This is a genomic window from Legionella saoudiensis (assembly GCF_001465875.1).
Classification (GTDB): domain Bacteria; phylum Pseudomonadota; class Gammaproteobacteria; order Legionellales; family Legionellaceae; genus Legionella; species Legionella saoudiensis.
In genome coordinates, this window is record NZ_LN901322.1 from 211,061 (window position 1) to 224,029 (window position 12,969).

Consider the following 12,969-nt stretch of genomic DNA (forward strand, 5'->3'; position numbering starts at 1 on the left):
ATTAAAATATGGAAGTTGATTCTTTTACTTAAGTGCATAAAAATTGACCATTTGTGATATTTTGCTAAATGCTGCTCCTTTAAACAAGAAATCATCCAAAAATCACTTTAATAATTGCTTTTATCTCTTTCTGTTTTCTAACACAGCTTAATTCTATTTTTTATTTTTAGATAATTCTTCTAATAAAATTTTTCCCTTTTGGGACAAGCGATATTTTTGCAATCTACTTTTAGGCTTATCTGGGATAGTACGTTCGATTAACTCATCCCCGAGCAATTGATCAAGATAATTACGTTGAAAAGTTTCTCGATGCCTGATTCCTGCTACCTCTTGTAGCTCTATACTTTTCAGTTCTCCTTTTAGCCTGCATGCTCTGAGTACCCGCTCAATCCATGGATCGACTTGTCCGGTAACTTGCCCGGTAACTTGTCCGGTAACTTGTCCGGTCGTCGATGATGATTTACGCCAAATAGTTGTCTTGAATCCGTCTGAGATAGAAAATTCAGGCTCTGGCAGTCCAACCTCACGGCAACGACGGATCATATCGCCTGTACCAGTACCCATGCGCTCAATGTATTTCGTTAAATACAAAGGTTCAGCAAGTAAAGGGTTCCTTGGAACAGAACCATGTGGATGACGTAATTTTTCTAAGGTTAATGAGGGAGGGAGTCCTCCTGGATTCCAAATTTCCAATCGATCTGCAAACAGCATAACTTGCACACTTCCATTACTATCGTAGTCACGATGAGCAACGGCATTGACAATCGCTTCGGCCACAACTTCCTGTGGAATTTCATAGGCAACAGGCACTTCTGCCCCTCCCTCTCTAGTTCCCACCCAAAGATTAATTTTGGACATTACAAAATCAATCGCTTGATCGACCAGTGAAAATAAGGTGCCTTTATATACCTGATATGAAGGAATGGGTTTAGCTACTTCAGTCCCATGAAAATGAGCACATTTTACCTCGGATGACATAACAAACCGTTGTGGCTGTTTTCCAAAAAGTAACATTGCTGCATGTGTAGGCTTATCTTCATCCAGCAAGTTCAAATGAGACAATAATTCAAAAGAGGTCGCATCGATAGGCAATGGAAACCCGCGTCCGCGTTTTGCTCGACGTAAAAAAGTCGTTATTCCCTCTTCATCCAAGTCTAATAATGTTGCGCCTCTGCAAGGAGCAGCATCAAAAGGGCTATTTCTAATTAATTTTCGTTCCTCTAAATCATGTATTAAGGCAGCATAAACACCAGAGATAAGCTCGGAAATAGATTGATAACGCCTCCTGATTAATTCGGTTCCAACACGAGTAATAAGGGTTTTCATTCTAGGGTGGCGTTTACTTTCTTCATTTCCTTTTATGAAAATTAATCGAGTCTTGTGTTCCTCGGAAGCTAGGTTGTATTCTTCCTCAGTAGGGGAAACACTTTCTGCAATCTCAAAGCCATAATCATAGCCAAAAAGACCAATATAAATATCACAAGCACGGACTTGTTCCAGATAAACTTGATCTGCCCTTCTATCATGGGCAGGCAATTCTTCGAATAAAAATGGATCAAAAAAACGACGCATTAAGGGATCATTTTTCAACCAGTGGCATAACTCTAGACGATCTTCTTTAAATTCTTGTTGTACACTACTGATAAAAATACGCAATGGTCTCATCATTAATCCAAAAATTAAACACGCTCTTTTTTCTCATTAACAGGCTTAACTCACGAATATCACACAACGTTATCAACAGATTTTGTGGATAACTACCCTCTTTCGCTCATTAGCTTTACCAACCAATCGACCTCGCTAGCAGAATTCACTTCGATAATCACTTTTCCCTTACCCTCAGCATTTACTTTCACAGAAACATTTGTTGTAAATTGTTGAGATAGATAGGTACTCCACTCATCACACTTGTCATGCGGTGTAGCTAAAGAAAAAGTCTTGTCACGCCCTTCATTCTCTGATGACTTTAATCGATTTGCTAATGCCTCCGTGTTACGAACATTCAGCTGTTTTTCAATGACGGTGCATGCAACCTGATATTGCTGTTCTGGCGAAAGTTTCAAAAGAGATCGGGCATGCCCCATATCAATTTTACCTTCGTTTAACATCTCTATTACTCTAGAATCCAAAGATAGTAAGCGAAGCGTATTAGTAACCGAAACTCGAGAGCGCCCTATCATTTGTGCTATGTCCTCATGAGTCATTTCAAACTCTTCGCGAAAACGGTTTAACGCTAACGCCTCTTCAATCGGATTAAGATTTTCACGTTGAATATTTTCAATCAGTGAAAATGCGAGAGCAACATTATCATCAATATTTCTAATAATAACAGGCACATAAGTTAACCCTGCTTTTTTTGCTGCTCGCCAACGTCTCTCACCAGCAATAATCTCATAGCATTCTTCTGCAATCTTTCTAACAATAAGTGGCTGGATAATCCCTTGGGCTTTGATGGAGTTTGCGAGCTCATCTAAGATAGATTCATCAAATTGTTTTCTAGGCTGATATTTTCCAGAGTTTAATAACTCAACAGCTAAATGAGTTATCGATTCGCTGGGTATAGATTCTCCATCCTGGAATGAATTGTCTAAGGCTCGAAGCAACTTCAATCCCTTCAATTCTAAATTTGACACGAGTGTCTCTCCTCAGTTATCCCTGCAAACGTCCCACCCTACCTGTAAACGTCGCACCATCAGTTATTTTTCTTATTTTTACTTCCTGAAAACGTCTCACCCTATCCCGTAAACGCCGCAGCCATCCCTGTAAACGTCCCTAACAATCCCCGTAAATGTCCCCAAGACTCTCCCAAAACCCTCAAGAACATTGACCTATTCAACTTCTAAACAACTAATAAAATGATCTTAAAAAAATTAAAACACGTTGTGTTTCTATAGTAAATAGAAATTTTAATTTTCTGTTGCATTTTCAATAAATCACAGATAAATTATAAAAAACGTGAAAATTAATTATTTTAATAAAAGGGAAATCATGCTTGATCCTCAAATCATTACGTATGGTACAGATCATCCAGAGCAGTTAATGGATAAGTTCTATCAAGCTGGTAACGAAATGTTACTGACATTAAGAAATTTTGTAATTAATCCCGAAAAACGAAAAAAACCAAGAACTTGGGGAGCAATTGAAGCCGCAAAAATGGTTAAAGTTTCAGATCCTACATTCAGAAAATTATTGGAATCTTCAGATGATATACCAGGATTAGTAATTGAAGACTCTGAAAACGGCAGAAAGGTAAAAAAATACACATTAGCTGCCATCAATGCACTTAGAGATAAAGCAGAAACTCGATACAGAAGACCAAAGGGTTCAAAATGCTTAACCATAGCTGTTTCTAACTTAAAAGGTGGAGTTGGGAAAACTGAAACCACAGTTGATTTAGGAAAAAAGATTGCCATCGAAGGTTTAAAGGTTCTTCTGTTAGATTTTGATGCACAAGGAACAGCAACTTTAATTAGCTCAGGATTAATCCCCGATTTGGAACTTCGTTACGAAGACACAATAACTAATGTGTTAATCTCAAATCCTAACAACATCAAAAATGTAATACTAAAAACCCATTTTGATGGTCTGGATATCATCCCTGCTAACTTAGCGATACAAGATTGTGATCTTATTTTACCTAACGAAAAAGAAAACAACCATGAACGTTTAGGTTCTCCTTTTATTCGCTTATCAGAGTCATTAAAAATTATTAAAAATCAATATGACGTTATTTTAATCGATTGTGGCCCAAATCTTGGTTTGTTAACACTCAACGCAATTATTGCCTGCGATGGAATCATTATTCCTATTCCTCCAAGTATGAACGATTATTCAAGTTTTATCATGTATACGGCTACCTTACGAAATATGTTTAAAGAATTACCTTCCAAAAAATTGGAGTATTTGCGAATACTCATTTCCAAGCACAGCGGAAGTAACGAAGCATTACAGATGGAGAATATGATGCGAGAGCAGTTTGGTAGATATATTCTCACAAATCATATGTGCGAAACCGTTGAAGTAGCAAAAGCAGCTAATGAAATTGGAACCATTTATGATGTTTCAAAACCGCGTGGCAGCCGTGAAGCTTACCGCAGAGCTTTGCAACATTTAGATGATGTGAACCTCGAAATTATTAATAACTTTAAAGAAATCTGGGAAAAGCAATCTAAAGCATCCTTTGTAAGCGGAGAGTAACATGGATAATAGTAAACGAAACGTTCATAATTCTGGCCCATTAGGCATGCTAATGAAAAGCGGTCAAGTAAAAAAAATAGAGGGTGCAGATGAGGAAGTTGTTTTAAAACAAGTAGCCCCTAAAACTCCATCTTATTTTAAAACGCAGTCTGGGATTGAATTTGCTGAGCAGGAATTAATTTATGTAAATCCAGAAGAATGCGAACCATGGAAATACGCTAACCGACAAGAAAGCGAGTTAGGTGATATTGATGGCCTAATTGATTCTATTAAATCAAACAAACAGTTACAGCCTGCTTTAGTGAGAAATCATCCTAATCCTCATGGGAAAATAAAGTATGAAGTAATTTTTGGCCGAAGAAGGCATATTGCCTGTATGCGGCTGGGGATTCCTTTTCTTGTAATCAGAAAAGATATTCCTAATGTACAAGATGCGATTGCATCTCAAGATGCTGAAAATAAATTACGAAATGATGTTAGTAATTATTCCAATGCGATGCTTTATAAACGATTGTTGTCGGATAATGTATTTAAAACCGAAAAAGAACTTTCGGAAAAATTGCGCATTTCCTATTCCACATTTAACGAATTGATGGCTTATTCAAAAATACCAGAAGATATCGTGCGTGCTATTCCAGATATACACGCCCTTTCTAAACAACTTGCTGTAAAAATTGTTCAATTAATTAATAAGTCTAAAGACAACTATAACAAGATGCTTTCTATTGCTAATCAGTTAGGTAGAACAATTACTTCACAAGCTAAATTAGAGAAGATATTTGAAGAGAAGACATTACAACAAAAAACTGAATCTAAAAGTTTAAGTAATGCCAAGTCTTACACATCTGTAAATGGAAAAAAACTATTTACATTTAAGTCAGATTATCGAGGACTTCCATCGATTGTACTGAACAAAGAAATCTCTAGTTTCGTGAATGTGGAAGATATGTGCGAGCACGTTTCAAATTATTTAGAAAAAATTATAGCAGAATCCGAGTACTCGGATTAAGAGTGAATCCGAGTACTCGGATTACTTCTTAGGTAGCATGGAGAAACGTATGGGAAGCGTAGCAATAAATAATAAGAGTCTCGAACTCAAAAAACATGTTAACGCAATACATTGCTCTAATAATTTGTCATTGGTGCAGCGAAAGCTGTTTAATGCTTTGCTCTTTAATGCTTATCCAGATCTTCCCTACAAACAACAATTTGAAATCAAAGGAAAAGATTTATATCAATTGATTGGATACAATAGCAAAGATACTGCAAAGCTAAAAGAAGCCTTACTTGGACTAATAACAATAGCTATTGAGTGGAACGTTATTGACTGTGCAACTGGGCAAGAAAAAAAGTGGAAGGCCAGCTCAATATTGGCATCTGCTGAGCTTTCCAATGGGGTTTGTATCTATGAATATAGCCAGGTAATGAAAGACCTTATGTATCAACCCGAGATTTATGGCCAAATCAATATTGACCTAATTTCAAAGTTTAAATCAGGTTATGGCTTAGCACTTTACGAGAACTGTATTCGATACAAAGGGCTTGCGCAGACACCATGGTTTCCAATAGAAATATTTAGAAAGTTAATGGGTGTATTTGATGGAAAATATCAAGTATTTAAGGATTTTAAGAAAAGAGTACTTGATGTTGGGGTGAATGAAGTAAATGCCGTATCACCTATTCGTATTTTTCCTGAAATAGAACGAGTTAATCAGAAAGTAACTAGAGTTCGATTCAAGCTAGAAAAACAAGTTGATGAATCTCCAATCCAACTTAATGACTTATCGATTGATGAAGAATTAAAGCAAATTTTGATTAATACATTCGGATTTTCAACTCAAATGATTGATGAGACATATGCAAAGTATGATAGTGAGTACATTCGAGAGAAAGTAGAAATTATTACTCAATCAGAAAGTTTTGTTGCTGGAAAAATTAGAGGATTAGCTGGGTATTTGATTGAAGCATTAAAAAAAGATTTTAAGCTAAGCAGATCAAGCAAAGCTGTAATCAATGAGCGTCGCAAGATCTCAGAAGCTAAAGAAAAAGAAAAGAAAGAAAAATTGGAAGAGCAATCAGATCGCTACAAACAGTATGTAAACAAAAAGATAAACACATACCTAGAGAAATTAACAGAGCATCAAAAAAGCGATTTAAATAATGATTTTGAGAAATTCATAAAGATGCAAAGTAGTATTCTCAAAAATTGGTATAAAAAGCATGGTCTAGATCACCCTGCAACCAAAGCCTCTTTTCATAGCTTTATTAAAGAAAATAGACATAGTGAAATAGGTACTATCATATCAATGGAAGATTATATTGAGTTAGTTCAATAGCAATTAAGAATAGCTATAAACTTTAAGGATGGGACATTTACGGGGATGTGTTGTTTTATTGATGGGTGGGACGTTTACAGGGAATGATGGTGCCATAATTATTATGTCTATTTCATATCTAGCGTAGTTTGTATGATACAAAGAAAATGATAAAGAGAATTAGTAATGAAAACAATTTGTGTATACCTTGGTGCTAGTTCTGGAAATAATCTGGCATTCAAAGAAGCTGTTATTAAGCTTGCTCATGAAATAGTGGCTCATGGACTTACACTAGTTTATGGTGGGTCATGTCTTGGTATGATGGGTTTATTAGCAAGAACTGTAAAAGAGTTGGGCGGTAAAGCGATCGGGGTTACAACCACACATCTTTTAGACAAAGAAAAACCGTTAGACATTCTAGATGAACTTCATATAGTCTCCTCCATGCAAGAAAGAAAAAAAATGCTTCAACATCTGGCAGACGCATTTATCGTTATGCCTGGTGGTTTAGGAACACTAGAGGAAGCGGTCGAAACATGGAATGCAATAAAAATTGGAGAGCTGGACAAAAAGATAGGGTTTCTTAACGTTGATGATTACTTTATAAAACTATTTAGTTTTATGGAGCATTGTAATAAAAATGGATTTATAACAGCTGAGCAAACAGCTATTCCCTCCGTGCAAGTTGAACCTAAAAAATTGTTGAGTGATTTAGTCCTAGCAAAATCTGAAGAATTGATTGTGTGATGTAAAAGTAAAAGTTTTTAATAAGGAAATGAAATGCATGCTGTAAGAGGTGAGCGAAAAGGGATAGTTTATCTACATTGGCTAAATGCAGTAACTACATTCAGTTTTGCTATTATATTTTCATCATTATCCCTTTATTTAACAAAGAACATTGGCTTAACTCAAATGCAATCCAATGGAGTCGTAGGATTTTTTCTGGCATCAAATTTTATTTTACATTTTGTAGCAGGGTACATTGGGGATAGATTTTTAAGTAATCGATTGCTATTTGCCATTTCAACGCTCATACAAACTTTAGGTCTAATAGTGCTTAATTTTTCTGATTCTTTTGTATATCTAGGGTTAAGCTTGTTTCTTATAGGGTGTGGATTAGGATCTACATGTATTAACTGCCTTATTACCCAACAATTTACAAGTAACGAAAATGAATTAAGAGAAAAAGCATTTTTTCATAATTACAGTGCTATGAATATAGGATTCCTCTCTGGTTATGTTATGAGCGGATTTATTGATATTCACGATAGATACGATCGTTTATTTGAGGTTAGTAATTTGATTAATCTAATTACGGTGTTTTTCATTATTAAATCGTGGAAATATTTCGCAAAAAATAAAGTAAATACCAAGGAGGAGATAAAGAGGGGTCGATTAGGACTGATATTAATCATACTTATTATACCTATTCTTCTAGCAGGGTTTTATTATTCTTGGTTAGCAAATGGCCTCATACTCTTTATTGGCGCTGCCGCTTTATTCTATATCACATTACTTGGGCGTAGTTTAAGTACACAAAATGCACGAAAAAAAATTTATTCTTTTGTATTTTTAACGGTAAGTTCAATTGTATTTTGGATGCTTTATTTTGTAGGACCTATGGGTGTGACTCAATTCTTGAAGTATAACGTGAATATTTACATAGGTTCTTATTATATTCCTCCACAATGGTTAATGAATTTAAACTCAATTTTTGTAATTATTGGCTCACCTATAGCAATCACTCTATTTGATAAACTAAGAAAGAAACAAATCACCATTTCGATATCAAAACAATTTATGTGTTCCTTAGTGTTTATTGCATTATCGTTTTTGGCATTGACTGTTGGCATAATGAATTGTGGTACAGATGGATTAACTAGCATGGTTTGGATTATTGCGCATTATCTTCTTCAAGCGATAGGGGAGTTGCTTATTGCTCCTGTTGGTTACGCGATGATAGGAAGTCTTGCACCAGAAAAACTGCAAGGACTTATGATGGGGATCTGGATGATGGCTTCAGGAATAGCAGCCACATTATCCAATTATTTTTCTAATTTAATGACTCAATCTGAATCATTAAATCCGCTTATTAGCAATGAACATTATATGAGCGCATTTACCCAGCTAGGTTTTTATGCCATCTTTGGTGCACTCATTCTCTGGTTATGTTCTAAAACAATTGAGAATAGTATACAAAAAACCTCGGTCGATGCGATCGAAGGAATGGCATAATCTATTGTAACGATAATTCAGCCTGTAATTTCGATAACTTTGTTTCTTCTTGAACTAATATTTTTAGAAAATTGTCCAATATATTAGGGTTTTTTATTGTTTTGATATCTTTTTTAATGCCATTTATAAGACTTTGTTGAATTTGAAGTGACTTTTGTAATTCCATGTTAGTGCATGGGGGATGAGCCAATTCATAAACATTGGATAAATGTTTATTTGTAGCGATCTCATCTAATCCAGAATAAGTACATTCTTCCTTCTTCAATTGCAGTCGAACAGCATTTTCTAGATCGTACTTTTCCTTGTAACGTTTCCCTTCTGGAGAATATTTATCAAATCCTTTGGGGGTTCTCCAGCGATTTGAGCGAAGAAGTTGAGAAATGATATTAATTTTGTGTTGAAAAGTGCCAATGTTTTGGAATTGTTCTTGGTTACTTAATGAAAATACAACCTCATCCAAGACCTTTTGTGGTGAGGATAGTTTTATTCCGTGTTGCTTTTGAACATTCAACAACATCCCTTTAGCGATATTGAGCTCGTTAAGTGGTAATTCAGTATCTGAATGAGAAATAGTAATATTATTAATTACTCTATTTTTTTCTTTATTAATGATATCTGTTGAAACAAGATAATCCATTCTCTCGTTTATATCCGACCCGGTAACGATCTCCTTTTCTTTTATCTCTATAGTGTTTTGGGGTTCTTTGGGTATTAATTGTAATTTTCGTTGAAGCGTTTCTGTAAGGGTTATAAACGATCGAGGTACGCCGTAATATTTAAATCGCTTTCTGATAATGAAGCCTTCTTCTTCTAAGTTCTTTAGATAGATATATATTCTGCTTTCACTAAAACCAAGCTCTGCGGCAAGCTCAGGGATTTTTTTTGTGAACCATAATCTATTGTCACGCTTTAAAAGAGTGCCTTGATGATGAAAGATTATTTTATCTAAGAGAAGTGCTTCTTTAGGGCATTTTGTTAACGAAAGAAGCTTATTAAAGCCTAAATAATAAATTGAATTATTCATAATACATCCATGTGAAAAAATTACTTAATTAACCCCGATGTGGTCAGCATATAAATTAACTGAGGCGTGGTTTTACAATTAAAACTTGTTTTTAGGTCACTAAGTCGATAAAGAATGTACCTTTTTGACTTCTTTGTATCTTCAGCAATGTCATTCACATGGCAGCCGTTAACTATCATTTTTATGATTTGATTATCCACATGGTCGATTGTCATTAAAACTCCGTTTTTATATAAACGCATTCCATGTGACATAATTTATAACTTGAAATGCATTAATGCAATAAAAATATTAATTTTTACCGATAAATTTTATTACATGAAATGCAGTTTCATTGAATATACCCGTGTTCTCTTGTATGATGCTGCTAATTAATAGGACTTTTATATTGACATCATATGAGTGAACTATCTTGGGATAAGGTAAAAACGGACATCGCTCGGGTTAACAAACGCCTCTATCAAGTATTGGAAACGATAGACGGCATTCAAAATATGCTTTTTACTGTACTTGAATATCAGTATGGGCAGATCATAGCAGATGAACACCACTTTTATTTACCAAATACTGGCGGCAAACTTTCTTCAGTTCCGTTTTCAATGGTTTTAGAAAAAAATCTTGAAATGTTTATTGAGTTTAAAGGGAAGTCAAGTACGCATCAGGTTTATAGAGAGGGAGATTTTTTAAGCGTTAGTTCACTTTATGATGCTTCAAATACTCATCATCCAACAGATATATTGCAAATATCGTCCGGCGCAAGGAATACATTCTTACTCTGTCCTGTAGCGGATGCAAGGCCTCATGCTAGTTTAGAAAAATATTTTAAGGCGGATATTCCTGTTCCAGATGATCTTGGAAATCATTATTTAACCTTCAAAAGCTTATGCGATGCAGCTAATTGTAACTGGCGTTCAAGGTTATTGGTATTTCCCTCTGAAATTGTAACCTTAATAAAAGAGAATAAATTACCTACTCTTTTGAGTTTGGTGATGGAGTTTGATTCTAATCAGACAGGATATTACGCAAATCTGCCTTTTTATAATTATCTAATGGCCTATGTTCGGGCAAATAGTCCCGAAATATCTCAAAATGAATTCACTAATAATGCGATTAGCCAATTGATTACCATAGGGACAGGACAAGTTCCTGGCTACGGATTAGCTGTTGGTGATGATTTGTTACCTTTAGATTTTATTGTTGAGGTATATCGCGATATATATAAATCCAAATACACTCCCTTTGTTATGGAGCCAGTACATTTTAATAAAAATAAAAACAATCCTGTTTTTTATTCAATACTCAAAGAAGAGATGGCTTTTAAACCAACATCATTTTCAAATAAACCACAACGCTGTGAACTAATATACGATACTTATTTGCAATATGCGGATCAGATAAGGAAGTTAGGTCATTTCAAGAGTACCCCGTTTTTTGAAAGTGCTACTAATCTGGATTTAACACTTTTTCATGAAAAGAATAATCAAGTGACTAATAATCTATTTAAATTGCCTAGAGAGACAATTTTTTCTTACGATTCTCGGTTTTTAGAAGTAACAGATAAACTTGGTTATTCAGTAGATCAGTTCCCTTCTAAAACAACATTTTTAGTAGGATGCTTTGGTATTAAATACAATGAAAATAAAGACACTGCTATGCATTGATCCCCTCCAGGATTATGAGCTAATTGATTGTGATCTACTAGTTCAGCTAGGAATTTCCCCCATTTTTTTGATTAAAGATGAATCTAAGTTTGTTAAGGACAGAGAAAATGTGTTAGTAAGCTCATTTTCATTTGAAGATCTGCTCGCTATTTGTGATTCGATTCATCCTGATTATATAGTCTGTTTTTCGGAAGATATGTTTGTTGATGTAGCAAGAGTCAGGGAAAAACTAAACATCGCAGGCATGGGTTTGAATACATCGATGCTATTAAGTCATAAAGATCTTATGTATCAAAAATTGGATGGTTTATTTTTATATCCTAAAACAACAACATTGATTGAATCTTCAAATCTAAAATCAATCAAAGAAAGGATAGGTGATCAAGAGATATTTATTAAACCTATTAATTCATCTGGCTCGTATGAGACATATCATATTAAAACCGAGAAGGATTTTTGTGATTTTTTGGCCAATAAAAAAGAGAGTGAGGAAAAGTATATCGTTCAAGCTTATGTTGCAGATGATTTATACCATTCAGAATTGGCAGTATTTGATGGGGATATATTATTTGTAGAAGCCAGAAAATATACGCATCCAAATCATTTAATGGTCAGTAAAAATTTGCCTATATTTAGTCTGAATATTTTAGATGAGCACCAACGACAATTAATTTTGGATGCTTCAGTTAAGGTTTGTCAGTTATTAGAATTTAATAACGGGGTGCTTCACACCGAGTTTTTCATGAGTGAGGATGGTTGTATTCAGTTTATTGAAACTAATGCTAGACCTCCAGGTATTGGTCTAAATAAGTTATACCAAAAGAAATACTCTTTAAGCCTTGAAACAATTTTATGTTGTATTGTTTGTGAGATTGAGCCTCCTAGCTTGGTAAAGAATAAAAGCCATTACATTTGTGGTTATTTTCCTAGAAAGAACGGTGTTATAAAAAGAATTCATAAGCCAGAACTTTCTGTACAAAACGAGTGGATACTTTTTGTTAGGCCTGATGATACTAGTGAGCAAATGGCGCATATGTCTAAGTCAGCGATGGTGATTTGTTGGGATGACTCTATTACTGAAATAAATCAAACAGGTAGCTTTCTTGCAGAGCAAGATATTGTAGAAATATATTAATTCTAAAAATCGATTATAGCCTCATTTTGGCTGCTGATGAGTTTTTAGTAAGGTCTTTAAACAGTTGTTCGTTCATATTTTCGTCACAATTGTTAAAAATATAAGTAAATTATATATGTCGTTTATACAAAAATCTACAGGTTATAAGAATGCATGAATATCAATTAATAGAGTTTAATTCAGATAGAAAACAAATCCAATTGGTTTCCAGTAAATCAAATTTGCAACAGGTATTAGCAGAATTTTATAAAGAAAATTTTGAAAAAATGTTTGACGACTGTGGTTGTTCAAAGGGATACATTTCCGTATTTGTTAACTCAGAACAGATATCATCCATTAAAGATATTATTCTTAACCCAAATGATGAAGTGTGTATTGTGACTTCTATTTCAGGAGGGTAGG

11 protein-coding genes are annotated in these 12,969 nt (G+C 34.6%); 8 read left to right on the forward strand and 3 right to left on the reverse strand.

What is annotated here, in order from left to right; genetic code table 11:
* Positions 1 to 153 precede the first annotated feature (153 nt).
* Together BN3124_RS05325 and BN3124_RS05330 are read right to left on the reverse strand one after the other, a co-directional pair.
* Positions 154 to 1,668 carry an ATP-binding protein gene (locus BN3124_RS05325; protein WP_230849089.1) on the reverse strand — a complete coding sequence of 505 codons (1,515 nt, stop codon included), beginning with the start codon at positions 1,666 to 1,668 and terminating at the stop codon, positions 154 to 156.
* A gap of 89 nt (positions 1,669 to 1,757) precedes the next feature.
* The gene (locus BN3124_RS05330; RefSeq protein WP_058533769.1) at positions 1,758 to 2,633 is read right to left on the reverse strand and encodes a ParB/RepB/Spo0J family partition protein; all 876 of its coding nucleotides are present in this window, start codon (positions 2,631 to 2,633) and stop codon (positions 1,758 to 1,760) included.
* 355 nt (positions 2,634 to 2,988) lie between these two features.
* Here BN3124_RS05330 and BN3124_RS05335 point away from each other — a divergent pair, with 355 nt between their 5' ends.
* The 5 genes from BN3124_RS05335 to BN3124_RS05355 all read left to right on the forward strand — a co-directional run bounded on the left by BN3124_RS05335 (position 2,989) and on the right by BN3124_RS05355 (position 8,747).
* Entirely contained in the window at positions 2,989 to 4,197 is a 1,209-nt protein-coding gene (locus BN3124_RS05335; RefSeq protein ID WP_058533770.1) for an AAA family ATPase, read from the forward strand.
* A 1-nt stretch (position 4,198) separates the two neighbouring features.
* Positions 4,199 to 5,206, forward strand: coding sequence for a ParB/RepB/Spo0J family partition protein (locus BN3124_RS05340; RefSeq protein WP_058533771.1), 1,008 nt, complete (start codon positions 4,199 to 4,201; stop codon positions 5,204 to 5,206).
* 49 nt (positions 5,207 to 5,255) lie between these two features.
* Entirely contained in the window at positions 5,256 to 6,533 is a 1,278-nt protein-coding gene (locus tag BN3124_RS05345) for a replication initiation protein (RefSeq protein WP_230849090.1), read from the forward strand.
* Between the two features lie 165 nt (positions 6,534 to 6,698).
* Positions 6,699 to 7,259 (forward strand): LOG family protein, encoded by a 561-nt coding sequence (locus tag BN3124_RS05350; RefSeq protein WP_058533773.1) that lies wholly within the window; start codon positions 6,699 to 6,701, stop codon positions 7,257 to 7,259.
* Between the two features lie 33 nt (positions 7,260 to 7,292).
* Complete coding sequence (locus BN3124_RS05355; protein ID WP_058533774.1) at positions 7,293 to 8,747, forward strand: peptide MFS transporter; 1,455 nt, start codon at positions 7,293 to 7,295, stop codon at positions 8,745 to 8,747.
* A gap of 1 nt (position 8,748) precedes the next feature.
* Here BN3124_RS05355 and BN3124_RS05360 read toward each other — a convergent pair whose 3' ends face one another.
* On the reverse strand, positions 8,749 to 9,771 hold the full coding sequence (locus BN3124_RS05360; protein ID WP_058533775.1) for a hypothetical protein: 1,023 nt from the start codon (positions 9,769 to 9,771) through the stop codon (positions 8,749 to 8,751).
* A 398-nt stretch (positions 9,772 to 10,169) separates the two neighbouring features.
* On the opposite strand from BN3124_RS05360, the gene BN3124_RS05370 reads away from it, so the two are divergent.
* The 3 genes from BN3124_RS05370 to BN3124_RS05380 all read left to right on the forward strand — a co-directional run bounded on the left by BN3124_RS05370 (position 10,170) and on the right by BN3124_RS05380 (position 12,968).
* Positions 10,170 to 11,432: a hypothetical protein gene (locus BN3124_RS05370; protein ID WP_058533777.1), complete on the forward strand. Its 1,263-nt coding sequence runs from the start codon at positions 10,170 to 10,172 to the stop codon at positions 11,430 to 11,432.
* Positions 11,404 to 12,567, forward strand: coding sequence for an ATP-grasp domain-containing protein (locus tag BN3124_RS05375; protein WP_058533778.1), 1,164 nt, complete (start codon positions 11,404 to 11,406; stop codon positions 12,565 to 12,567). Before BN3124_RS05370 ends, BN3124_RS05375 begins: the two co-directional genes overlap by 29 nt.
* 149 nt (positions 12,568 to 12,716) lie before the next feature.
* Positions 12,717 to 12,968: a MoaD/ThiS family protein gene (locus BN3124_RS05380; protein WP_004450452.1), complete on the forward strand. Its 252-nt coding sequence runs from the start codon at positions 12,717 to 12,719 to the stop codon at positions 12,966 to 12,968.
* Position 12,969 lies beyond the last annotated feature (1 nt).

What these genes read in the sequence shown, in the direction of transcription:
- BN3124_RS05355 (WP_058533774.1), top strand. Translation starts at nt 7,293, where the DNA reads ATGCATGCTGTAAGAGGTGAGCGAAAAGGGATAGTTTATCTACATTGG.
- BN3124_RS05375 (WP_058533778.1), top strand. Translation starts at nt 11,404, where the DNA reads ATGAAAATAAAGACACTGCTATGCATTGATCCCCTCCAGGATTATGAG.
- BN3124_RS05360 (WP_058533775.1), bottom strand. Translation starts at nt 9,771, where the DNA reads ATGAATAATTCAATTTATTATTTAGGCTTTAATAAGCTTCTTTCGTTA.
- BN3124_RS05325 (WP_230849089.1), bottom strand. Translation starts at nt 1,668, where the DNA reads ATGATGAGACCATTGCGTATTTTTATCAGTAGTGTACAACAAGAATTT.
- BN3124_RS05345 (WP_230849090.1), top strand. Translation starts at nt 5,256, where the DNA reads ATGGGAAGCGTAGCAATAAATAATAAGAGTCTCGAACTCAAAAAACAT.
- BN3124_RS05335 (WP_058533770.1), top strand. Translation starts at nt 2,989, where the DNA reads ATGCTTGATCCTCAAATCATTACGTATGGTACAGATCATCCAGAGCAG.
- BN3124_RS05380 (WP_004450452.1), top strand. Translation starts at nt 12,717, where the DNA reads ATGCATGAATATCAATTAATAGAGTTTAATTCAGATAGAAAACAAATC.
- BN3124_RS05340 (WP_058533771.1), top strand. Translation starts at nt 4,199, where the DNA reads ATGGATAATAGTAAACGAAACGTTCATAATTCTGGCCCATTAGGCATG.
- BN3124_RS05370 (WP_058533777.1), top strand. Translation starts at nt 10,170, where the DNA reads ATGAGTGAACTATCTTGGGATAAGGTAAAAACGGACATCGCTCGGGTT.
- BN3124_RS05350 (WP_058533773.1), top strand. Translation starts at nt 6,699, where the DNA reads ATGAAAACAATTTGTGTATACCTTGGTGCTAGTTCTGGAAATAATCTG.